The organism is Nocardiopsis sp. NPDC006198 (assembly GCF_040613895.1).
Lineage (GTDB): Bacteria > Actinomycetota > Actinomycetes > Streptosporangiales > Streptosporangiaceae > Nocardiopsis > Nocardiopsis tropica.
Genome location: NZ_JBEXSY010000091.1, coordinates 1 through 22,493, shown reverse-complemented (window position 1 = coordinate 22,493; position 22,493 = coordinate 1). Strand labels below are relative to the sequence as shown.

Here is a 22,493-nt window from a genome sequence, read left to right as displayed (position 1 = left end):
GGCCGAGTACTCGGGGAAGCGTCCGGCGACCGGCGTGGGGTCGTCGGCTCCGGGCGGGGCGGGGTCTAGGGTGCGGCCAGGCCCGCGGTGATCGCGGTGGTGTTGGCGCGCATCATGTCCAGGTAGGTGGCCGCGTCCCCGTCCTCGGCCGTCAGCGACTCGGAGAAGAGGGGGATGACGTCGATCTCCACCCCGGCCTCCTCCGCCATCACGGTGGCCAGGCGGTCGGGCTGGGAGGAGTCGGCGAAGACCGCGCGGACCCCGGCCTCCTCCACGGTCTCCGCGAGCGAGCTCAGGTCCGAGGCGCTGGGCGAGGCCAGGGTCGTGCCGCTGGGGATCACCGCGCCCACGACCTCGAACCCGTAGCGGTCGGCGAGGTAGCCGAAGACGTGGTGGTTGGTGACGAGCTTGCGGTCCCCGGGCGGGATGGCGTCGAACTCCCCGCCCATCCAGTCGTGGAGGGCGGTCAGTTCGGCCTCGTAGGCGGCGGCGTTGGCCCGCACGGCGTCGGCGTCGACGCCGTCCACCTCCGCGACCACGTTCTCGGTGATGAGGCCGACGGCGGTGGCCACCCGCTGCGGGTCGGTCCAGAAGTGCGGGTCGGGCTCGCCCTCGCTCTCGTCGGAGGTGTAGGCGAGGGGGTCGACGTGCTCGCCGACCGCGAGGGTGGGCACGCCCGCCTCCTCGGCGGACTCCACGTTGCGCAGTACCCCCTCCTCCAGGCCGAGGCCGTTGTGGACGAGCAGGGAGGCCTCCTCGATGGTCGCGGCCTCCTGGGCGGAGACGCCGAAGGAGTGGGGGTCGGCGTCCGGTTTCATCAGCACGGTCACCTCCGCCTCGTCGCCGACCACCGCGCGGGTGATGTCGCCGAGGATGTTGGTGGTGACGACCACGCCGCCGCCGGTCTCCCCGCCCGGGGCGCAGGCGGTGAGGCCGAGCGGTACGGCCAGGGCGAGCGCCAGGGCGGCGCCGGTGCGGCGCGGGTTCGCGGTTCGGGGGTCGGTCATCGGTTCACCGTCCGGTCTCGACCATGTACTGCGGCGCGACCCCGGTCTCGAAGGTGCGCGCCACGCGCAGGTCGTCGTTGTAGTCGATCTCGTGGACCAGGCCGCCCCGCACGTCGTTGACGTAGGCCCGGGAGGTGTCCACCCGGATGGAGGGCGGGTGCTCGGTGTCGACCTCGTCCAGGAGCTCGGTCCGGGCCCGCTCCTCTCCCGTTCCGGGGTCGAAGGAGCGCAGGACCCCGTCCTCGGTGAGCGCCAGGACGGAGGCGCCCTCGCCGACCGCCGCGACGGAGACCACGCCGGGCAGCTCCCAGTGGTCCCACCGCTGTTCGGCGAGGTCGAGGGCGAGGACCGTGTCCGGTGCGGGCACCGCGGCCAGGGCTCCGGCGCCCGGCCGGTGGTGGAACTCCTCGGCCCGTGCGCCGTCGGGCAGGCCGTCGGGGTACGGGAGCGTCTCGCCGGCGAACTCCCCGTCATCCTCGGTGACCAGGAGGGCGCCCTCCTCGCACCCGATGACCAGGCCGCGCCGGGTCGTGGCCTGGCCCCGGGGGTCGGTGCACTCCTCGTCCAGGGTCAGGACCGGTTCGCCGGAGCGGTCGTCGACGTGGACCCCGTCCGCACCCGCGGTGACGACCGCCCCGCCGTGGGGGGCGACGACGGCCGGGGCGTCCCCGGTGGTGGCGACGTCGACCGGTTCGACGGCCCCGTCCTCCAGGGAGGGGCGGTCCAGCAGGGAGACCCCGCCGCCGCCGTCGGTCAGCGCGGTGAGGGCGGTGTCGGTCGCCGCGTTGGCGGCGGCGATCCCCTCGGCGGTTCCGGCCGGGCGGATGTCGGCCCGGTAGTAGTGCATGTGGTCCCCGTGGTCCACGGTCCAGGTGCCGCTGTCGATCACGGTTGTCATCCGCTCATCGGATGAAAAGAGGTACGCGAACCTTCCGTCGCCGGCGATCCCGTCGACCGGCCCGACCGGGTCCAGGAGCGTGGTCTCCCCGGTGATGAGGTCGAGGACCTGGACGGCCCCCTCGGCGTCGGCGACGACCAGGCGGGACTGGGGTTCGGCGGCCTCCTCGGCCCCCTCGACGTAACCGTGGGGCGTGGCCTCCCCGTCCTCGGGCTCCTGCGGGTCCGGGGCGGAGGCGCATCCGGTGAGCAGTGCCGCGGCGAGCATCCAGGCGGACACCCCGGGGACCGCGGTCCTGCGGTGGGGGCGGTTCATGACACGTTCGACCTTTCGTGGGCGTGGATCGGTGCGGGGGGCGCGTCGGCGGCCCGGGTCCGGCGCAGCGCCCCGAGCAGGGGGCGGACGCGGGAGGAGGCGACCGAGACGAAGAAGAGGGCGACGGCGGTGGCCGAGATGCTGGCCCCGGCGGCCGTCCCCCAGTGCCAGGAGACGAGCAGGCCCACGAAGGTCGAGGCGGAGCCCAGCAGGGCGGCGCCGACCATGATCGCCGGGATGCTCCGGGCCCAGATCGCGGCGGCGGCCGGAGGGGCGATGAGCAGGCCGAAGACCAGCAGGGTGCCGACCACGTGGAACGAGGCCACCACCGCCAGGGTGACGAGGCCGAGCATGGCGGCGTGGGCGGCCCGGGGCGCCAGCCCCAGAGTCGTCGCCTTGCGCGGGTCGAAGGCCAGGGCCACGAAGGAGCGGTGGCCCCCGACGGCGATCACCAGGGCCGCCAGCAGGGCCAGCGCGAGGAGGAGCAGGTCCCGCTCCCGTACGGCGAGCACGTCGCCGAAGAGGAAGCCGGTCAGGTCCACGGCGAAGGAGCCGGAGTGGGAGACGATGATGACGCCCGCGGAGAGCATGCCCACGAAGAGCAGGCCGATGCTCGTGTCCTGGGAGAGCCGGGGCGACCGGTTCAGGGCGGTGACCCCCAGTGCCATGGCGACGGCGGCCAGGGCCGCGCCGACGAAGAGGCTCCCGCCCAGGAGCGAGGCCACCGCGACGCCGGGCAGCATCCCGTGCGACATCGCGTCGCCGAGGAAGGCCATGCCGCGGAGCACGACCCAGGTTCCCGCCAGGGCGCAGATGAGCGAGACGAGGACGCCTCCCCACAGGGCGCGTTGGACGAACACGACCTCGAACGGGTCGAACAGGGCTTCCATGTCGGGCACTCTATAATGAAAACCGTTTTCAATACCAAATCGGGAGTGGTCATGACATCGGTCGATGCGGCGGCAACAGCCGCGGTGGCTCTGGAGGACGTGTACGCGGGCTACGGCGGACGTGCGGTCCTGCACGGCGTCACCGCCACGGTCCACGCGGGCACGGTCACGGCCCTGGTCGGCGCCAACGGCTCGGGGAAGTCGACCCTCCTGGCGGTGATGGCCTCGACCCTGGCCCCGACGGCGGGAAGGGTCCGCCGGGGCGCCGCCCGGCGTCCCGCCCTCGTCGTCCAGCGCAGCGCCGTCTCCGACGCGCTGCCCGTCACGGTGCGCGAGACCGTCGAGATGGGGCGGTGGGCCGAGCGCGGGCCCTGGCGGCGCCTGACCCGCGGGGACCGGGCCGTGGTCGAGGCCTGCATGGACCGGCTGGCCGTCGCCGACCTGGCCCGGCGCGTCCTGGGGGACCTGTCCGGAGGACAGCGCCAACGGGTCCTGCTGGCCCAGGGGCTGGCGCAGGGGGCGGACCTGCTCCTGCTGGACGAGCCCGCCACCGGGCTGGACGCCGACTCCCGCGAGCGCATCACGGCGGTGCTGGCCGAGGAGAGGGCCCGGGGGGTCGCGGTGGTCCACGCCACGCACTCGGCCCGGGAGGCCGCGCACGCCGACCGCGTCCTGCGCATGGAGGACGGGCGCCTGGCGGAGCTGTCCACCACTGCCGACCAGGCCCTTTTCACCGCGGACGATCTCTGATGGACTGGTCGGGCACGCGTCCCGGCCACACCGGGACGACGGACCGTCCAGAGGGGGAGAGATGACGGCGACGCATCCCGTGCACGAGGACCACGGGCACAGGCACGGCGAGGGGTGCGGCCATGTCGCGGTGCCCCACCAGGGCCATGTGGACTACGTGCACGACGGGCACCTGCACCACGGGCACGACGGCCACTGGGACGAGTGCGCGAACGAGGAGCACACCGTGCACGAGGACCACGGGCACAGGCACGGCGAGGGGTGCGGCCACGTGGCGGTGCCCCACGGGGACCACGTGGACTACGTGCACGACGGGCACCTGCACCGCGAGCACGACGGCCACTGGGACGAGCACGCCCCGGTCTCCTGACCCGGCGTGCGGGCCCGCTCCGGGTCCGCGTCCGCCCGGCCGCGAACGCGGCCGGTGTGACGCGAAGGCTCCGGCCCGACCGTCCCGCGCCCGCGGCGGGGGTGGGGCAGCGGACGCCACCTCCTCCGTGCGGGGACGGCCGGTCCCGCTCCCGCCGCCGGCGGGAGGCCCCGGCCCGGTCCCCGTGCCCGGCCGCCTCAGTCGAGGCGCGCCGCGGCTCCGGCCCCGGAGGCCGCCGGGAGCGGGGCCCCGAGCGCCTTCTCGAAGCACAGGGAGGACGGCGACCCCGCGTACGCCCCGAAGCACGGGATGGGCGTGTAGCCCGACCGGGTGTAGAAGCGCACGGCGTCCGGCTGGCGGTCGCCGGTCTCCAGCCGCAGGTGCGTCCACCCGCGTCCGCGCGCCCAGTCCTCCAGCGCGGCGAGGACCAGGGGCGCCGCGCCGGTGCCGCGCGCCGCGGGGAGGACGTACATCCGCTTGACCTCGCCCACCCCGCCGCCGAGGTCGCGGAGCCCGCCGCACCCCACGGCGGAGCCCGAGCCGTCGCGGGCCACGGTGAAGACCGCGATGTCCTCGGCGGAGGGGGCCACCCCGGGCTCGGAGTCGGGGGTGCCGTAACGCTCGGCGATCTCCGCCCGCTGCCCCGCGCGCAGGGCGGTGGCGTCGGGATCGTCCCAGTTCACGATGTCGATACGCATGGGCGGTAAAGTACCGCCCGTGTGTTTCCGGGATGTGACGCGGCCCGCGCGGCGGGCCGGGGCCGTTCAGGCCCCGTCGGTGAGGGCCTCGCGCATGACCCGGAACTTGGACTCGGTCTCGGCGAGCTCGGCCTCCGGCACCGACCCCTCCACGATCCCGCCCCCCGCGAACAGCCGGGCCCGGGCGCCGTCCACGTGCGCGCAGCGCAGGGCGATGCCCCACTCGGAGTTGCCCGCCCCGTCGACCCAGCCGACCGGGCCGGCGTAGCCGCCGCGGTCCATGCCCTCGGCCCCGGCGATCAGCCGCATGGCGGTGCCGGTGGGCGTGCCCCCCACGGCGGCGGTGGGGTGCAGGGCGGCGACGGCGTCCAGGGCGGAGACCCCGGGGGACAGGCGCGCGTGCGCGCGGGTCGCCAGGTGCTGCACGTTGGCGAGCCGGAGCAGGCTGGGCCGTGCCGGGACCTCCATCTCCTCGGCGAGCGGTGCGAGCGCGGTCCGCAGGGAGTCCACTGCCATGCGGTGCTCGTCGACGTCCTTGGCGGAGGCGAGGAGTTCGTCGGCCAGGCGCCGGTCGTCGCCCGGGTCCTCGCCCCGGGGGCGGGTCCCGGCCAGGACCAGAGAGGTGAGCCGGTCGCCCTCGCGGCGCAGCAGGAGCTCCGGGGTCGCCCCGACCATGCCGTCGACGGAGAAGGTGAAACAGCTCGGGAAACGCAGGCGCAGGCGCTCGAGGAGGGTGCGGACGTCGATGGGGGAGGCGGCCTCGGCGAAGGCGTCGCGCGCGAGCACGGCCTTGTCGAGCTCCCCCGCGCGGATGCGTTCGACGGTGCCGGCCACGGCGGACATCCAGTCCTCCCCCGACAGCGACCCCTGCGTCCAGGAGACCGGGCCCACGGGGCGCGGCGCGGACGCCGGGGGCGGGAGCTCGCCCGGGCGGTCCCCGGGCTCGTCGCCGACCGTGGTCAGCCAGCTGCGCCCGCCGCGCCGCCCGACCAGCACGCGGGGCACGACCAGGGCGGAGCCGGGGGAGGTGGGCGCGAAGGCGAACGTCCCGAACGCGACCAGGCCGGTCCCCGCCGCACCGACCCCGTCGGAGACCTCGGCGTGCTCCATGAGCCCGTTGAGCCACCGGGCCGCCTCGGAGAAGCGGGTGGTGTCGGTCGGCGCGGTCCCCTCGGGCTCGGCGCCCAGGTCCAGCCGCGCGGCCTCGCCCCAGCCCACGACGCCCTCGTCCCCCGTCAGCCAGGCCAGGGGGGCGCCGTCCGGCAGGAGGCGGACCAGGCCGGCGGTGTGATCGCTCAGGGGAACGGTGCGGACGAACAGTTTGGGTGGGCTCAGGGCGACGTTCACGGTCACCGAGTGTAGGACCTCGCCCGGGGCGGTTGTGTCCCGGTCCGTCCGAGGTCGGTGCGGTCTCCGCCCCTCGTGCTTCCCCGGGCGGACGGCCCGGATGGTGCCGATTTGACCCTCCTCGGGGGTGCGGAAGGGGCGAAGCCCCCTGCCCGGCGGTGTTTCGTTGCGTCGCGACAATGTTCCCTCACCTGCCTTGATGCGACGTTATCCACAAGTTGTCCGAATCGTGTCCAAAAATTGACTTCCTGCTCTAACCTTGGTCGCGGCGCCACGCCAGGGGGACGGCTGTGCGCCAAGGACCTCAGAGGAGAACCGTTCATGGGATCAGTGGCACGGGCCGGGAGCACGCGGCGCACCGCAGCGCGGTGGGCGGCGTCGGCAGCCGCGACCACCTTCCTGCTGTCGGGCTGCGCCGCCTCCGGCGGCGGGGCGGCCGACGGCGACGCCCCCGGCACGCGAGAGGCCGGGACGGCGGCGGCCCCGCTCCAGTGCGAGGGCGGGGGCGCCGAGCGCCAGATGCGCGGGGCGTGGCTCACCACCGTCCGCAACATCGACTGGCCCTCCGAGCCCGGCCTGTCCGCGCAGGAGCAGAAGGACGAGCTCGACGCCTACCTCGACGACGCCGTCGACATGGGCCTCAACGCCGTCTTCCTGCACGCGCGCCCCACCGCCGACGCGGTCTACGAGTCCGAGCTGGAGCCGTGGGCCCGCTACCTCACCGGCGAGCAGGGCGGCGACCCCGGCTACGACCCGCTGGAGTACGCGGTGGCCGAGGCGCACGAGCGCGGGCTGGAGATGCACGCCTGGTTCAACCCCTACCGCGTGGGCCTCCAGGACCCCGACATCGAGGACATGGCCGAGGACCACCCGGTCAAGGAGAACCCGGACTGGCTGGTCGACTACGGCGACGAGGCGTACGTGGACCCGGGCAACCCGGAGGTCCGGGAGTGGGTCACCGGCGTCATCATGGACGTCGTCGAGCGCTACGACATCGACGGGGTCCACTTCGACGACTTCTTCTACCCCTACCCCAAGGACGGGGAGGAGTTCGACGACGACGCCAGCTGGGAGGAGCACGGCGACGGCTTCGACGACCGGGGCGACTGGCGGCGCGACAACGTCAACCGGCTCATCGCCGACGTCCACGAGGGGATCGAGGCCACCAAGCCCTGGGTGAGCTTCGGGATCTCGCCGTTCGGGATCTGGCGCAACGACAGCACCGACCCCAGCGGCTCGCCCAGCTCCGGCCTCCAGTCCTACGACGCCCAGTACGCGGACACCCGCACCTGGATCCAGGACGGCACCGTCGACTACGTCGCCCCGCAGCTGTACTGGGAGAGGGGCTTCTCCACCGCCGACTACGAGGCCATGACCGACTGGTGGGCCTCGGAGGTCGAGGGCACCGGCGTGGACCTCTACATCGGCCAGGCCGCCTACCGGGTCGGCGAGGAGGGCTGGCGCGGCGACGACGCGCTCAGCACCCAGCTCGACTACTCCGGCGAGCTGCCCGAGGTCGGAGGGGACATCTACTTCTCCATCAAGAACCTGCGCGAGCAGGCCTCCGACGCCTACGCCGAACTCGCCGACGCCCACTACGGCCGGCCGGCGCTCCCGCCGCAGGCGGAGGCCCCGGAGAACCAGGGCCCGCTCGTCGGCGAGGTCGGGGGCGTCCAGGCCCGGACCGACGGCGACCGGGTCGAGGTCGAGTGGGACGCCGCCGACGCCGCCCGCTTCTACGCGGTCTACCGCCTGCCCGCGGGCGCGGACACCGGCTCGGAGGAGGCGCGGTGCGCCGCCCTGGCCCCGGAGAACCTCGTGGGGCTCACCGGGGGGACCGCCCTGGCCGACGACGCACCGCTGGAGGACGGCGCCGGGTACGTGGTCACCGCCCTGGACGACTACCGGGCCGAGGGCCCGGTGAGCGAGGCCGCCGACATCCGCGGCTGACCCGGGGCCAGCGCCCCGCACGGGACCCCCGGCCGACGGAACACCGCCGGCCGGGGGTCCCGTCGTCCGCGCCCCTGCGGACCCCTGACCCGGGGGCGGCGCAACCTCCCCGGGAGCGAGAAAAAAAGTTATGATCTGCTAGCCGAAACCACCTGTTGTCCTGGCATCGGCGAGGGGTAGGTTCGTCGCATGCCGACCTACCAGATCAGCGAGGCCGCCGACCTCCTCGGCGTCAGCGCCGACACCGTCCGCCGCTGGGTCGACTCCGGCCGGCTCGCGGCCACCCGCGACACCTCCGCCCGGCGCCTCCTCGACGGCGCCGAACTCGCCGCGTTCATGCGCGCGGGCGCGGACGAGGACCCCGGCCGCCGGCTCTCCTCCGCCCGCAACCGCTTCCGCGGACTGGTCACCAACGTCGTCCGCGACCGGGTCATGGCGGCCGTGGAGATCCAGGCGGGGCCGCACCGGGTGGTCTCCCTGATGAGCCGCGAGGCCGCCGACGAGCTCGGGCTGGACGTCGGGACCACCGCCACCGCCGTCGTCAAGTCCACCAACGTCGTCGTCGAGACCACCGGGGGACGCCATGCGTGAGAGAGCCCCCCGACGCGCCCCGCGCACCCTCTGCGCCCTGGCCGCCGCGGCACTCGCCGCCACCGCCTGCGGCGCGCAGGGCGGCGGAGGCGGCGCCCCGGCGGGGAACGGGGGCGGGGAGCTCCACGTCTTCGCCGCCGCCTCGCTCACCGACGCGTTCACCGCCCTGGCCGAGGACTTCGAGGGGGACCGCCCCGGGGTCGAGGTGGTCCTCAACTTCGCGGGCAGCAGCGAACTGGCCGCCCAGATCAACTCCGGCGCCCCCGCCGACGTCTTCGCCGCCGCCGACACCGCCACCATGCGGCAGGTCGTCGAGGGCGAGGGACTGGACGCCGGGTGGGCGTCCGGCAGCGGCGGCGCCGCCGTCTTCGCCACGAACACGCTGCGGATCGCGGTGCCGCCCGACAACCCCGGCGGCGTCGAGGACTTCGCCGACCTGGCCGGGGACGGCGTCTCCGTCGCCCTGTGCGCCGAGGAGGTCCCCTGCGGCGCGGCCACCGCCACCGCCATGGAGGCTGCCGGGGTCGCCGTCACCCCCGACACCTACGAGCGGGACGTGCGCGCCGTCCTGACCAAGGTCGAACTGGGCGAGGTCGACGCCGGGCTCGTCTACGCCACCGACGTCGCCTCGGCGGGTGACCGGGTGACCGGCATCGACTTCCCCGAGGCCGACGAGGCCGTCAACGAGTACCCCATCGGCGTCCTGGCGGGTACCGCCGACGCCGGACTCGCCTCCGACTGGGTGGAGCTGGTCCTGTCCGGGACGGGGGAGCGGGTCCTCGCCGAGGCCGGGTTCGGTACGCCGTGACCGCGGGCGGCCCGGGGGCGGACCGGGACACACGCCGCGGACGGGACCGCCCGCCGCGCGTCCGGTCCGGCCGCCCCCCGTGGATCCTGGTCCTGCCCGCGCTCGCGGGCGCGGCCTTCCTCGTGCTCCCCTTCGCGGGGCTGCTGATCCGCGCGCCCTGGTCCACGATGGGCGAGCGGGTCACCGAACCCGAGGTGCTGGCCGCGCTCTGGCTGTCCCTGTCGACCGCCACCGCCGCCACCCTGGTGTCCCTGCTCCTCGGGGTGCCGCTGGCCTGGCTGCTCGCCCGCACCGACTTCCCCGGCCGCCGCGTCCTGCGCGCCGTGGTCACCGTCCCCCTGGTCATCCCCCCGGTCGTCGGCGGCGTGGCGCTGCTGCTCGTGCTGGGGCGCAACGGCCTGCTCGGCCGGTACCTCGACACCTGGTTCGGGATCACGATCCCCTTCACACCCGCCGCCGTGGTCCTCGCCCAGGTGTTCGTCGCCATGCCGTTCCTGGTGATCAGCGTGGAGGGCGCGCTGCGCGGAGCGGACCGCCGCTACGAGGAGGCCGCCGCCACCCTCGGCGCGAGCCGGGCCACCGTCTTCACCCGCGTCACCCTCCCCATGGTGCTGCCCGGGATCGGCGCGGGCGCCGTCCTGTGCTGGGCCCGAGCCCTGGGGGAGTTCGGCGCCACCATCACCTTCGCCGGGAACTTCCCCGGCACCACCCAGACCATGCCGCTGGCCGTCTACATGGCCATGCAGCGCGACCCGGAGGCCGCCATCGTGCTCAGCCTGGTCCTGCTCCTGGTCTCCCTGGCCGTCCTGGCCACGCTGCGCGAGAGGTGGGTGAACACCTGATGGGGCCGGACGGCGCCGCCCGCACCCCGCCCGCCCGGCCCCCCGCCCTGGACGCCGAGCTGCGGCTGAGCCGGGGCGGGTTCTCCCTCGACGTGGCCCTGGAGGCCGCACAGGGGGAGATCCTGGCCCTGCTCGGCCCCAACGGGGCCGGCAAGTCCTCGGTGCTGCGCGCCCTGGCCGGGCTGGCGCCCCTCACCGGCGGGCACGTGCGCGTGGACGGCCGCGACGAGACCACCACGCCGGTGGAGCGACGGCCCATCGGCATGGTCTTCCAGGACTACCTGCTGTTCGAGCACATGAGCGCCCTGGACAACGTGGCGTTCGGCCCCCGCTGCCAGGGCGCGACCCGGGCCGCCGCCCGGGAGCGGGCCGCCGGGCTCCTCGCCCACATGGGCCTGTCAGACCACGCGGGGGCCCGGCCCCGGAACCTGTCCGGAGGCCAGGCCCAGAGGGTCGCGCTGGCCCGGGCCCTGGCGGTGCGTCCCCGCCTGCTGCTCCTCGACGAGCCCATGGCCGCCCTCGACGCCAGCACCCGCATCGACGTGCGCGGCCGGCTGCGCCGCCTCCTGGAGGAGTTCGACGGGGCCACCGTGCTGGTCACCCACGACCCCCTGGACGCCATGGTGCTGGCCGACCGCATCGCGGTCGTCGAGGACGGCAGGGTCGTCCAGCAGGGCCCTCCCGCCGAGGTGGCGCGCAGGCCCCGCACCCCGTACGTGGCCCGCCTGGTGGGGCTCAACCTCTTCCGGGGGCGGGCCGAGGGGACGACCACGGTCCTCCTGGGGCCCCGGGGGGATGCGGACGGGGCCCGGGTGGAGGTGGGCGGAGCGCACCGGGGGGAGGTCCTGGTGGCCTTCCCGCCGCGCGCCGTCGCCCTGTACCCGCGGCACCCGCACGGCAGCCCCCGCAACGTGTGGCGGCTGACCGTGGACGGCATCGAGAGGTTCGGCGACCAGGTGCGCGTGCACCTGGCGGGACGGCTGTCCCTGGCCGCCGACGTCAGCCCGGCAGCCCTGGCCGAGCTCGGGCTCGAACAGGGGAGCGAGGTGTGGGCGGGCGTCAAGGCGGCCGAGGTGGAGTGCTACCCCGGCTGAGGGCGTCGTCCCAGTTCATCGCGGTGGCGGGCCGAGACGGCGGCACGCCGGGCCCGGGATCCGGGCCCCGGGCCCGCCGCCGGCCCGCCTGCCCGAAACAGGCTCGGGAAAAGCGGCGGACACCTGGATATCCGGGGCCCACCCGGGGGAGACTTAAGGAACCCGGCGACGACAGTCCTTCCCCCAGCGGCTGAGGAGGGTGCCATGTCCCTGAGAGAGCATGAGCGAAGAATCCTCGAGGAGATCGAGCGGCAGCTCCGCGCGGACGAACCGGACCTTGCCGAACGCCTGGACTCCTTCGGGGCGGACGATCCCGACGCCATGGCCGACTCCGGCCTGGACGGCTGGAAACCGTGGGTGGCGTGCGGCCTGATCGCCGCGGTCACCGCGGGGCTGCTGGTCCTGCTGTTCGTCCTCACACCGACCGCTCCGCAGCCACCGCCCCCCGTCCCGGCCGGGACCTCGGAGACGGTGGAGGACACCGTTCCGGACAGCGGCCCCGAGGGTGTCGCCCCGGTGGAGGAGGACCCCGCCGGAACCGGTTCCGGGACCGTGGACGAGGACCCGGGCCGCTAGGACGACCCGGGCCGCCAGGAACCGCGGGGGCCCGTCCCCCGCGGTCCCTGGCGGCCCCGGCCGGGCACGGCGCCGACCGCGTCCCCGCGGACGACGGCGGGCGGGCACCCACCGCCCGGTGGGTGCCCGCCCGTTGCCGTTCCCGTCAGAGGGCGTTGGTGAACGCGGCGGCCAGGGGCGCGGCCACGGCCGAACCGCCGCCGCCCCCGTCGACCACCACGGCGAACGCCACGTCGCCCTTGTACCCCACCATCCACGCGTGGCTGGGGAGCTCCTCGTCCTCGTCGGCGTCCTCGGCGGTCCCGTACTCGGCGGTGCCGGTCTTGCCGAACACCTCGCCCTGGAACGGGACGTTCTCGGCCGTGCCGTCGGTGACGACCGCCCGCATCATCCCCCGCAGCGCCTCCGCGTTGGCGATCGGCCGCGGCTCGGGCAGCTCGGTGGCGGCGGGCTCGGTCACCAGCACCGGGTGGCGCCAGGAACCGTCGGCGACGGCGGCGGGCACCGTCGCCATGTGCAGCGGCGAGGTGAGGATCTGGCCCTGGCCGATGCTCTGCGCGCCCAGCATGGTGCTGCTGTCCACCGGCGGGAAGGACGGCTCGAAGGTCGGGACGCCGATGTCCAGCGGGGCGTTCATGCCGAACTGCTCGGCGCTGGCCTGGAGGGTCTCGCCGCTGAGCTGCGCGCCGACCCGCTCCACGAGGGCCGTGTTGCAGGAGGTCGCGAACGCCTCGGTCACCGACTGGGCGCCGTACTCGGCCCCGCCGGCGTTGCGGAACGGCCATCCGCCCAGGTCGTACTCCTCGGGGCAGTCCAGGGAGGCGTCCATGCCCATCCCGTTGTCCAGGAGGGCGCTGTAGGTGACGATCTTGAACGACGAGCCGGGAGGGTACTGGCCCTCGAAGGCCCGGTTGAACCCGCCGGGCACGTTCACCGCGGCCAGGATCTCCCCGGTCGAGGGCCGGACCGCGACCAGGCCCGCGGGGTCGTCGGAGTCGATGATGGCGCTCGACGCCGCGTTCTGGATCCCCATGTCGATGCTGGTGGTGATGTCCTGTCCGTCGGACCCGTCCAGGGTGGCGACCGTGTTCGCCTCGGTCGCCTCCAGCGAGGCGGGGTCCTCGGCCTGTGCGGCGTCCACCATCAGGATGGTGGTCGCCGCCTCGCCGGCCAGCTGCTCCTCGTAGGTGAGCTGGAGGCCGCCGAGGCCCACCGTGTCGCCGACGCTGTAGGCGGGGCCGAGGCGTTCGAGGTCCTCCTCGGTGGCCTCCCCCAGGGAGCCCGCGATCATCTGGAGAGAGCCGGAGATCCCGGCGCCCTCCAGGGGGGTGCCGTCCGCGGCGAGGACCTGCCCCCGCTCGCCCCACACCGCGGTGCGGGCCAGGACCTGGCCCTCGCCGAGTCCGGGATAGGCGACCTCGGGCGAGAAGTCGACCCACCACGCGCCGTCCTCGCGGATGAGGGGGAGCTCCCCCTCCCACCCCCAGTCGTCGGCGTTGGTCAGCGACATGGTGACCTCGTAGGGCGCGCTGCCGGTGCCGCCGTCGGTCGTGGGCGTGCCGACCTCCACCTCGATGGAGTCGACGCCCAGGCCCGCGTCGATGCCGCCGAGGATCTCGGCGGCATCGTCGCCCCTGGTCACGGCGGCCAGGCGCTCGTAGTCCTGCGCCTCCCAGGAGGCCTGGTACTCGGCGGTGGCCTCCTCGGGCTGGGGCATGGTCAGCACGTACCAGGACACGCCGCCGCCGACGAGCGCCAGCACCACCACCGCGGAGACGATGCCGATGAGCAGGCCGCGCCGCGACTTGCGGGGCGGGGGCGGGCCGGGGTCGTAGGCGTCGTCGGGCCCCTCGGGACCCTCCGGGCCGCCCGGGCCCGAGCCGCCGTTGTACAGGTACTCGAAGCCCTGGCCGGACGCGGGGTCCGCCCCCGCGCGGTTCTCCGCGTCGTCGCGGTGGGGCTCGCTCCCCGGATAGGGGGTGTCGCCCTGGTGGACGGGCTGCCCCCGGTAGGGGTCGTCGTCCCAGCCGTCGTACCGGTCGTCCGGGGCGCCCTGCGCCGCGGGACGGGTCTCCCGCCCCGGCTCGCCGGGGCTCCGGTAGGGGTCGTCGTCCCACGTGCCGCCGCGGCCGTCCGGGCCCGGCCCGGACTCCGCCTGCGGCTCCTGCCACGAGTCGTGCGCGGGCTGGGGGCCGCTGGGCTCGCGGGAGGCGTTCCAGTCGCCGGAGGGGCCCTGGGCGGCGGGGTAGGGGGTGTCCCAGGAGTCGTCGGGCCTCGCGTCCGCGACGGGGGGGTTCCACGACTCGTCGGAGGGGGTCCTCCCCGAGGGGGCGTCCCATGCGTCCGGGGCGGGGGTCTCCCCGGAGGGGGCGTCCCAGGAATCGCGGGGGCGCGCATCCGCGTCGGCGGCGCTCCAGGTCCGGGCGGTGTCGCTCCAGGACTCGGTGGAGGGCTCCCCACCCGGGGGGTTGTCCCATGCGTCCGGGGCGGGGGAGCCGCCGGCGGGGGCGTCCCAGCTGCGGGGCCGGTCTGGGTCGGAGGGGGTGTCCCGTGCGCTCGGGGCGGGGGTCTCGCCGGAGGGGGCGTCCCAGGGCTCGCGGGGGCGCGCGTCCGCGTCGGCGGTGCTCCACGGCTCCGCGGAGGGTTCGCCGTGCCGGGGGGAGTCCCACCCGGAGGACGCAGCCCCGGCCGGGGGCGAGTCCCGGTCCGCGGACTCCCTGTAGGGGTTGTCCCACGTCGATGCCGAACGCTCGAAGGAGTCGTCCTCCTCCGGGTGTCCGTGCCGTCCCCGCTGCGGTTCCCACGGCTGGGCCGGAGCGGCGGGCTCCGGTTCGCCGGAGGGCGCCGGGTCCGCCGGACGGGGGTGCTCGTAACCGAACCCCCCGCTCTCGGCCGGGCTCGGCGGTTGGGGCCGCCGGGGGATGCGGTAGGGGTTCTCGGGGCGCGAATCGCCTACCGGGGTCTCGTCCGACTGTTCGGGCGGCCCGGAGGAATCCGGCTGCCGGGGGGACCGTTCGTCCACGCCTGACCGTCCTTCGCTACGTTGCCTGGAGATACCACGATGCCCCGCTCCCACCTCGGTGGGAGCGGGGCACGAGGATGAAGGTCGGCATGGCGGTCGCCTCTCGGCGCGGGGCACAACGGGGCTCCTGGCCGTACGGTCACCCGCCCGAGGGCGGGGCCGGACGCGGTATTCCGCGAAGGCAATAGTTGAGGCCCGGGGGACACTTGCTACCACACCGACCAACAGTGACTCTAACCCATCAGCCGACGCCGTTGTTCCGGTACGGGGCGGCGATCGCACATGCGCAATCTCACGGTGGGAACCCGACCCGTGCGGGAAGGGGGTGCGGCCGGTCCCGCAGAGGGGCGCGGGACCGGCCGGGGAAGCTCACACGCCCTGTCAGGCCTGGCGTGCGATGCTGGTCTGTTCCTCGCGGGAGCGCAGCTTGAGGCGCTTGCGGCCGCGCTCGGCGCCCAGCTCCTCCTCGCGGGCCTCGATCCGCTGCCAGCCCTCCCAGGTGGTGTAGTCCACGCCGCGCTCCTCCAGCAGGGACCGGAAGGCGACCGGGTCGGGCTCGGCGGCGGGGGTGAAGGACTCGCGGTCGGCCACCAGGTTGGTGACCGTCTCCAGGGCGTCGCCCTTGGTGTGGCCGATGAGGCCCACGGGACCGCGCTTGATCCACCCCGTGGCGTAGACGCCGTCGATGTGGTTCTCGTCCAGGTCCAGGACGCGGCCGCCCGTGTTGGGGACGACACCGCGCTCCTCGTCGAAGGGCAGGTCGGCCAGGGGCGACCCCAGGTAGCCGATGGCCCGGTAGACGGCCTGGACCTCGTGGTCGACGTACTCGCCGGTCCCGCGGACGCCGCCTTCGCCGTCCAGCTCCATGCGCTCGGTGCGGAAGCCGGTGACCCGGTCCTCGCCGAGGATCTCCACGGGGCTGTGCAGGAAGTGCAGGTGCAGGCGGCGCTCGGCGCCGCGCGGGTCGCGGATCGCCCAGTTCTGGAGGACCTTGACGTTGGTCTTGACCTGGTTGGACTCCTCGCAGGAGCGGAGGCTGCCCTCGTCCATGTCGAAGTCCTCGGGGTACACGATGACCTCGACGCCGGGCTGCTTGTCGAGCTCGCGCAGCTCCATCGGCGTCGCCTTGCACTGGGCGATGCCGCGGCGGGCGAACACGTGGACGTCGGTGATCTGCTTGGCGCGCAGCCCCTCGTACACGTTGTCGGTGATGTCGGTTTCCAGCAGGTCGTCCGCGCTCTTGGCGAGGATGCGCGCGACGTCGACGGCGACGTTGCCCGCGCCGATCACGGCGACGCTGGTGCCCTCGACGTGCCAGGAGGGCGGGACGTCGGGGTGGGAGTCGTACCAGAAGACGAAGTCGGCGGCGCCGTGGCTTCCGGGCAGGTCCACGCCGGGGATGTCCAGCGGCCGGTCGCGGTCGCTGCCGGTGGAGAAGACGACCGCGTCGTAGTGGCGGCGCAGGTCCTCCAGCTTGAGGTCCACGCCGTACTCGACGTTGCCGTAGAAGGTGATCTCCGGCTTGTCGAGGATCTTGTGGAGGGCCCCCTGGATCTGCTTGATCCGGGGGTGGTCCGGTGCGACGCCGTAGCGGACCAGACCGTAGGGGGCGGGCAGCTTGTCGAGGATGTCGATGCTGACGGACGTGCCGCACGCGGACAGGGTCTCGTCCTTGGTGAGCAGGTCCGCGGCGTAGATCCCCGCAGGCCCCGCACCCACGATTCCCACTCGCAGTGGTCGCGTCATCGCACAGCTCCAAGTCTTCGCGCCAGAGTCGGACGCCATCAAAAGGTAAGGCTTGCCTAATCTATCCGGTGTTGGCACCGGGAAAACCTACTATAATGGTAGACAATCTCGCTCCCGCCCCCAGGGGTGTGGAAGGGGTCCGGCACCGCCCTGCGGGCGGGCGCCCCTGGTGGGGGCGGGGTCCGCGGAGTTCTGCGGATGTCGCCCGTGGTCCTCAATCAGGGGTCAACGCCCCGTCACGGGCGAATCAGCCCCCGTGTTCCTGTGGGGAAAGTCACCCCTGTTCGAGCTCGGCCTTGACCGACGAGGCGAACCTCGGCACCTGCTCCTGGCCGGAGAGCTTGGCGATGGCGTCCATGACGGCGTCCGTCGCCTCCCGGCGCGGACGCGCCTTGTGGGCCTTGCCCTTCCAGGGCGACAGGTCCACCGGCTCGCCGAAGCGCACCCCCACGCGGTTGAGGGAGGGGACCCTGCGGCCCGGGGGCAGGATGCGCTCGGTGCCGGTCAGGGCCACCGGGACCACGGGCGCGCCCGTGGTCAGCGCCAGCCACGCCAGCCCCGTCTGTCCCTTGTACAGGCGCCCGTCGGGGGAGCGCGTGCCCTCGGGGAAGATGCCGAAGACCTCCCCGCCCTCCAGGACGGCCAGGCTGTTGTCCATGGCCTCCTGGGCGCTCTCGCCGGGGCGCCGGTCCACCGACAGCTGGCCGATGGCGCGCAGGGCGCGGGCGAAGAGGCGCCGGGGCAGGGTGCCCTCGTCGAAGAGCTCCTGCTTGGCGATGAAGCGGACCGGCCTGCGGCAGGCCACGCCGATGAAGAGCGGGTCGATCAGCGCGAGGTGGTTCGAGGCCAGGATCACCGGCCCCTTCGGGGGGACGTGGGCCGCGCCCTCCACGCGCTGCGGCCACACCACGCGGGTGGCCGGCGCGATGACGGCCTTGGCGGCTGCGTAAAGTGACACCATGAGGTCGCCTCTTCTCGGTGGGTGGTGGGTCCGTGGGGTGTACGGACTTACCGAGGGCTCCCGATGGTCCGCGCGCCCTCGAGCCTAGCGGGGGTCCGGAGCGGGAGGCGGGGCCGAGGCGCGGTCGGGACTGTTCCCTCGGACACTGCCGTGCCGTGGGTCACACGCGCTACGCTGATGGTCTAGACCTCTGGCGCAGGTCGGGGGCCCAGCATCCGGACGCGCTCGTGAAGCGAGGAAGAACAGCCATGCCGAAACTGGTCGACGTCAGCCACCAGATCACCGACGGGATGACCACCAGCCCGGGCGTCCCCCGGCCGGTCGTCCGGGAGGGGGTCTCCGTCCCCGGTGCCGTGCCCGGCCACGGCGACAGCAGCGGCCGCGTCACGATGGTGGGAGCCACGGGCACCTACGTCGAGATGCCCGCCCACCGCTACCGCGACGGCGCCGACCTCGCCGACCTGGACCTGGCGCGCGTGGCCGGCCTCCCCGGCACGGTCGTCACCGCCGCGTCGTCCCCCGAGATCGGCCCGGAGGCCTTCGACGGCCTCGACCTGCGCGGCCGCGCGGTGCTCGTGCGCACGGGGTGGGACAGGCACTGGCGGACCGAGGCCTACGGCCGTTTCGACCACCCGCGCCTGACCGAGACCGCCGCCAAGGCCCTCGTGGAGGCCGGGGCCGTCCTGGTGGGCATCGACTCGGTCGGCGTGGACGACACCTCGCCCGCCGCGGAGGGGGCGAGGCCCGCGCTGGCCGTCCTCCTCGCCGCGGGGATCCCCGTCGTCTCGCACCTGTGCCTGCTCGACCAGCTCCCCGAGGAGGGGTTCACCTTCTTCGCGGCGCCCCCCAAGGTCCGCGGGATGGCGGCCTTCCCCGTGCGGGCCTTCGCCCTCACCGACTGACCGCCGCCGGACGCGTGCCGGGGACCGCGTCCCCCGTACGCGTCCGCGCCGGAGCCCCGGAGCCCGGGGTCACAGGTCGGCGTCCACGTCCTTCTGGGCCCGGTTGCGCTCCCGCTGGGCCCGCCGCTCGACCTCCTGCTGGGCGGCGCGCTCGTCCTGGGCGACGGCGCTGGTCATCGAGTTGGACAGCGCCCGCAGCTCCATGTTGATCCGGGGGTAGGCGGCCAGCCTCGGCAGCGCGCCCAGCCGCGGCGTGCGGCGCTCCTCTATCGCCGAGATCAGCTCCCCGAAGGCCAGGTCCACCCTCTGGAGCGTGATGACGCCCACCGGTTCGGGCTTGCGGTCCTGCGCCAGCGCCGCCAGGGCGAGGTAGCCGATGCGCTGGGTGGCCACGACCACGGGCCACAGCGGCCGGGTCGAGGCGGCGCGCGGGACGTCGCCGATGGCGCTCTCGTACACGCCGCGCAGGCTCACCAGGGCCGCGCGCATGTCGCGCCGGAGCCGGTAGCGGCGCCCGGGGCCGATCTCGACCTCCTGGTCCAGCACCGCCAGCATGCACTGGCGGGTGGTCGCCAGAACGCCCGCGATGGCCTGCGGCAGCCGGGTCGCCGACGCCTTGCGCCACAGGAGCAGCGAGCCCGCCATGCCGAACGCGGACCCCACCACGGTGTCGATGATCCGCGACTCGGCCAGCGCGGTGATGGGGTGCGGCGAGGCCGTGTAGGACAGCAGCAGCGCCATCGGGGTCAGCAGCACCGAGGCGTAGAGGAAGTTGCGCCCCACCACCAGCTGCGTGGCCCCCTGGAGCACCCCGGCCAGCACGATGACCGCCGCCAGCGGCAGGTCGAGCATCAGCAGTCCGGCGCCGACGACCACGCCCAGCAGGGTGCCCAGCGAGCGCTGCACCGAGCGGTTCATCGTCAGCACGACGTTTCCGGCCTGGAGGACCGCCGTCGTGGTCAGCGCCACCCAGTAGTAGTGGTCCAGGCCCAGCCACAGGCCGAACACCCCCGCCGCGGTGACCGTCACCCACATGCGCAGCGCGGTCGGGCGGATGAGCGAGTCCCCGCTCAGGCTGGAGCGCAGGGCGCCCCACAGCGCGGGGTAGCGCTCGTCGTGCAGTGTCTCCGTGCGCTCGTCGTCCTCCTCGTCCTGGCTCGCCCGCCGGGCCGAGTGCGCGGCCCGGGAGAGCAGCGAGTAGAGCCTGGCCTCCAGCGAGCGCGGGCGCATGCCCCGGCGCAGCTCGTCCAGGGAGTCGGGGTCCGGGGCCCGGCCCGGGTCGGCCACGGCCAGGGCCAGGGAGTCGGCGTACTCCGAGACCTCCTCCGGAAGCGGGGAGGGGCGCGCCATGCACACCTGCGTCGCGGCCAGGTGGATGTCGGACACCCACCGGAGCAGGGCGCGCAGCCTGGCGGCCTCGGCCGTGGTGCGGTAGCCGCGGGTCTGCCCCAGCAGGACGATGCGCCAGGCGTCCGCGAGGGTCGTCGACGCCTTGTGCTGGGCGTGGTCCAGGTCCGGGGTCCCCACGGAGCGCAGCAGGGAGCCCAGCGCGCGGAAGGCCGCGGCCACCGCCTGGTACTCGGGGTGCCGGGCGCGCAGGGGCGCCCCCGACATGGAGACGGCCCACCCGACCGCCGCGCCCAGGGCCGCGACCAGCGCGTGCAGGGGCACGTCGGCCAGGGTCCCGGGGGCGATCGTGGAGATGGTGGCGACCAGCACGAAGAACATCGGCCCGGGCTTGTCGACCCGCCAGGCCGCGCAGACCCAGGTGGCGACCCCGGCGGTCAGGCCGATGGAGGCCACCGCCGCCCACGGGGACAGGGAGGCGGCCATGGAGTTGACCGCGACGGCGGCGACGAAGCCCAGGCCCACCAGGGCGAGGGCGGCGGAGCGGTAGGCGTAGGGGGTCTTCTTCTCGTACAGGACGGTCATGGACCCCAGGGCGGCCAGGGTGCCGATCTGCGGGCCGAAGACGAGGGCGGCCAGGGCGAACGACACCGTCATCGCGATGGTGGCCTGGGCCGCGGTGGTCCACGCCCACGCCCCGGCCTCCAGGCCGAAGACGGCCTTCAGGTCCACGCGGGGGCGGGGGCGCTCTCCGACCTGGGCCCGCCGGGGCCCCTTGTCCGCGTCCGCGCCGGGACCGTCGTCGGAGGCGTGGGAACCGCCCAGGTTCATCGGCCCGGTGTCTCCTGTGGTTCCCAGATCTCGCACGGCTTCCATCCTAGACCGGGATGAACCGGTACTTAGGTGACTACTTGGACGACTGTTGTACCGCAGCGGCGGCCGAGGCGACAGCCTCGTCGCGCTCCGCCTCCGCCCGCTCGGCCCGCTCCACCGCCCTGTCGCGGGCCTCCTCCGCCAGGGAGAGGCGGGCGGCGGCGGCCTCCCTGGACTCCGCGAGGGTCAGCTCGGAGTTGCGGCGCTGGGAGTCGAGCTCCGCGGCCAGGCGCTCGCGGTCGGCCGTGAGCCGGTCGAGTTCGGCCGCCAGGCGCTCGCGCTCGGCCGCCGCGGCCGCGCGGTCGGACTCCAGCCGCTCCTGGGCGCGGGCCAGCTCGGAGCCGAACCGCTCCCGCTCGGCGGACAGCTCCTCGGCCGACCGGTGCGCCTGCGCCTCGGCGCGCTCCGCGCGGGCCAGGGCGCTCTCCGCCGCCAGGACCGCCTCGTCGCGGCGGCGCGCGTGCTCCGCGGTCTCCGCGCGCAGCCCCTCCGCCTCGGCCCTGGCGTGCTGCACCCGCCGCGCGGCGTCGGCGCGCTCGCGGTCGAGCTCCTCCGCCGCCCGGGCGGTGATCCCGGCGATCCGGCGCTCGGCCGAGGCCAGCCCGGCGTTGGCCTCCGCGGTGGCGGCGTCGCGCTCGACGGCGGCGGCGCGTGCCGCGGCCCCGTGCCGGTCGCGCTCCTCCAGGGCGGCGTCCCGGGCGGACAGGGCCTCGTCGGCCATCCGCTCGGCCTCCTGGGCGGCGGCCACGGCGGCGGCGGCCGCGTCCTCCGCGACCCGGCGCGCGGTCTCGGCCTCACGCCGGCGGTTCTCCGCCTCCAGCCGGGCCCCGTCGGCCTCCGCGGCGTGCCGCGCGCCCGCGAGGCGGGCCGCCTCCACCTGGGCCTCGGCGGCGGCCGGATCGGTCATGGTGGAGAAGGCCTCGGTCGCGGCCCGCAGGGTGGCGGTGAGCTGCTCGCTCTGCACGGCGAACCGGGTGAGGAGGTCGTCCGCGCGCAGGCGCGCGGCGGTGACGGGCTCTGCGCCCGGCACCGGGGAGGCTCCGGGCGCCGGCTCCTGGGCGGCCCGCGCCGCCTCCTCCTGGCGCTCGGCCTCCTGGGCCTGGCGCTGGCGTTCCTTCCAGGCGCGCCACCGGGTGTGCTCCGGCAGTCCGCAGTACTGGGGAGGACGTCCGGGGGAGGACGCGCGGGGCACCGGCCGGTCGCAGCCGGGGAAGTTGCAGGTGTTGGAGTCGGAGGTGGCCACGGGGTGAGCGTAGCGGTTCGCCGCCGCCCGCCGCCGGGGCGTGTCGCCCTCCCGCGACGTGAGGGGTTCGGGCCCGCGGGGCGGCCCCGTGCCCGCGGCCCCGCCCCTGCCGGGCAAGCCTCCCGCGGGGGCGTGGGGCGGCGCGTCGGCGTCATCGGTCCCGAGGAGCCGGACGGGACCGCGCTGCCCGGGGTGAAAAGGCGCCGCGCCCCGCCCCGGACAGGATGGGTGCGGGGCGCGGCGGGGGAGCCAGCCGGGGGGCC

19 protein-coding genes are annotated in these 22,493 nt (G+C 75.0%); 9 read left to right on the top strand and 10 right to left on the bottom strand.

Features of this window, described 5'->3' with window-relative positions; translation table 11 throughout:
• Nucleotides 1-65: 65 nt before the first annotated feature.
• The 3 genes from aztC to aztB are packed head-to-tail and all read right to left on the bottom strand — an operon-like array spanning nucleotide 66 to nucleotide 3,110.
• Nucleotides 66-1,007 carry a zinc ABC transporter substrate-binding protein AztC gene (gene aztC / locus ABZ234_RS32050; RefSeq protein ID WP_355014525.1) on the bottom strand — a complete coding sequence of 314 codons (942 nt, stop codon included), beginning with the start codon at nucleotides 1,005-1,007 and terminating at the stop codon, nucleotides 66-68.
• 4 nt (nucleotides 1,008-1,011) lie between these two features.
• Nucleotides 1,012-2,220 (bottom strand): ABC transporter, encoded by a 1,209-nt coding sequence (locus ABZ234_RS32045; protein WP_355014524.1) that lies wholly within the window; start codon nucleotides 2,218-2,220, stop codon nucleotides 1,012-1,014.
• On the bottom strand, nucleotides 2,217-3,110 hold the full coding sequence (gene aztB / locus ABZ234_RS32040; protein ID WP_267949442.1) for a zinc ABC transporter permease AztB: 894 nt from the start codon (nucleotides 3,108-3,110) through the stop codon (nucleotides 2,217-2,219). The genes ABZ234_RS32045 and aztB overlap by 4 nt, the downstream gene beginning before the upstream one ends.
• 51 nt (nucleotides 3,111-3,161) lie before the next feature.
• Between aztB and aztA the strand changes: the two genes are divergently transcribed.
• Nucleotides 3,162-3,860 carry a zinc ABC transporter ATP-binding protein AztA gene (gene aztA, locus ABZ234_RS32035; protein WP_344182783.1) on the top strand — a complete coding sequence of 233 codons (699 nt, stop codon included), beginning with the start codon at nucleotides 3,162-3,164 and terminating at the stop codon, nucleotides 3,858-3,860.
• A 61-nt stretch (nucleotides 3,861-3,921) separates the two neighbouring features.
• Nucleotides 3,922-4,230, top strand: a complete 309-nt coding sequence (locus ABZ234_RS32030) for a threonine dehydratase (RefSeq protein ID WP_267949444.1) — start codon at nucleotides 3,922-3,924, stop codon at nucleotides 4,228-4,230.
• 197 nt (nucleotides 4,231-4,427) lie between these two features.
• Here the strand turns inward: ABZ234_RS32030 and ABZ234_RS32025 are convergent, their stop codons facing one another.
• Both ABZ234_RS32025 and ABZ234_RS32020 read right to left on the bottom strand, forming a co-directional pair.
• Nucleotides 4,428-4,928 (bottom strand): GNAT family N-acetyltransferase, encoded by a 501-nt coding sequence (locus ABZ234_RS32025; protein ID WP_355014523.1) that lies wholly within the window; start codon nucleotides 4,926-4,928, stop codon nucleotides 4,428-4,430.
• Between the two features lie 66 nt (nucleotides 4,929-4,994).
• On the bottom strand, nucleotides 4,995-6,275 hold the full coding sequence (locus tag ABZ234_RS32020; protein WP_355014522.1) for an isochorismate synthase: 1,281 nt from the start codon (nucleotides 6,273-6,275) through the stop codon (nucleotides 4,995-4,997).
• Between the two features lie 321 nt (nucleotides 6,276-6,596).
• Here ABZ234_RS32020 and ABZ234_RS32015 point away from each other — a divergent pair, with 321 nt between their 5' ends.
• From ABZ234_RS32015 to ABZ234_RS31990, 6 genes are all read left to right on the top strand, one after another.
• Complete coding sequence (locus tag ABZ234_RS32015) at nucleotides 6,597-8,225, top strand: family 10 glycosylhydrolase (protein WP_267949447.1); 1,629 nt, start codon at nucleotides 6,597-6,599, stop codon at nucleotides 8,223-8,225.
• A 189-nt stretch (nucleotides 8,226-8,414) separates the two neighbouring features.
• Nucleotides 8,415-8,816, top strand: coding sequence for a TOBE domain-containing protein (locus tag ABZ234_RS32010; protein ID WP_267949448.1), 402 nt, complete (start codon nucleotides 8,415-8,417; stop codon nucleotides 8,814-8,816).
• Nucleotides 8,809-9,624, top strand: coding sequence for a molybdate ABC transporter substrate-binding protein (modA, locus tag ABZ234_RS32005; RefSeq protein WP_355014521.1), 816 nt, complete (start codon nucleotides 8,809-8,811; stop codon nucleotides 9,622-9,624). Before ABZ234_RS32010 ends, modA begins: the two co-directional genes overlap by 8 nt.
• Nucleotides 9,621-10,466, top strand: coding sequence for an ABC transporter permease (locus ABZ234_RS32000; RefSeq protein ID WP_267949450.1), 846 nt, complete (start codon nucleotides 9,621-9,623; stop codon nucleotides 10,464-10,466). The genes modA and ABZ234_RS32000 overlap by 4 nt, the downstream gene beginning before the upstream one ends.
• Complete coding sequence (locus ABZ234_RS31995; protein WP_355014528.1) at nucleotides 10,466-11,560, top strand: ABC transporter ATP-binding protein; 1,095 nt, start codon at nucleotides 10,466-10,468, stop codon at nucleotides 11,558-11,560. Before ABZ234_RS32000 ends, ABZ234_RS31995 begins: the two co-directional genes overlap by 1 nt.
• A gap of 204 nt (nucleotides 11,561-11,764) precedes the next feature.
• A complete protein-coding gene (locus ABZ234_RS31990) occupies nucleotides 11,765-12,136 on the top strand; it encodes a DUF3040 domain-containing protein (RefSeq protein WP_355014520.1) in 372 nt (123 codons plus the stop codon).
• Nucleotides 12,137-12,281: 145 nt separating this feature from the next.
• Here the strand turns inward: ABZ234_RS31990 and ABZ234_RS31985 are convergent, their stop codons facing one another.
• The 3 genes from ABZ234_RS31985 to ABZ234_RS31975 form a co-directional block, all read right to left on the bottom strand.
• Nucleotides 12,282-15,158: a penicillin-binding transpeptidase domain-containing protein gene (locus tag ABZ234_RS31985; protein ID WP_355014519.1), complete on the bottom strand. Its 2,877-nt coding sequence runs from the start codon at nucleotides 15,156-15,158 to the stop codon at nucleotides 12,282-12,284.
• Between the two features lie 381 nt (nucleotides 15,159-15,539).
• The gene (locus ABZ234_RS31980; protein ID WP_355014527.1) at nucleotides 15,540-16,886 is read right to left on the bottom strand and encodes an FAD-dependent oxidoreductase; all 1,347 of its coding nucleotides are present in this window, start codon (nucleotides 16,884-16,886) and stop codon (nucleotides 15,540-15,542) included.
• A 292-nt stretch (nucleotides 16,887-17,178) separates the two neighbouring features.
• Nucleotides 17,179-17,862 carry a lysophospholipid acyltransferase family protein gene (locus ABZ234_RS31975; protein WP_355014526.1) on the bottom strand — a complete coding sequence of 228 codons (684 nt, stop codon included), beginning with the start codon at nucleotides 17,860-17,862 and terminating at the stop codon, nucleotides 17,179-17,181.
• Between the two features lie 251 nt (nucleotides 17,863-18,113).
• On the opposite strand from ABZ234_RS31975, the gene ABZ234_RS31970 reads away from it, so the two are divergent.
• Complete coding sequence (locus tag ABZ234_RS31970) at nucleotides 18,114-18,767, top strand: cyclase family protein (protein ID WP_355014518.1); 654 nt, start codon at nucleotides 18,114-18,116, stop codon at nucleotides 18,765-18,767.
• 69 nt (nucleotides 18,768-18,836) lie between these two features.
• Here ABZ234_RS31970 and ABZ234_RS31965 read toward each other — a convergent pair whose 3' ends face one another.
• Together ABZ234_RS31965 and ABZ234_RS31960 are read right to left on the bottom strand one after the other, a co-directional pair.
• A complete protein-coding gene (locus tag ABZ234_RS31965) occupies nucleotides 18,837-20,990 on the bottom strand; it encodes an FUSC family protein (RefSeq protein ID WP_355014517.1) in 2,154 nt (717 codons plus the stop codon).
• 31 nt (nucleotides 20,991-21,021) lie between these two features.
• Nucleotides 21,022-22,230: a hypothetical protein gene (locus tag ABZ234_RS31960; RefSeq protein WP_355014516.1), complete on the bottom strand. Its 1,209-nt coding sequence runs from the start codon at nucleotides 22,228-22,230 to the stop codon at nucleotides 21,022-21,024.
• Nucleotides 22,231-22,493 lie beyond the last annotated feature (263 nt).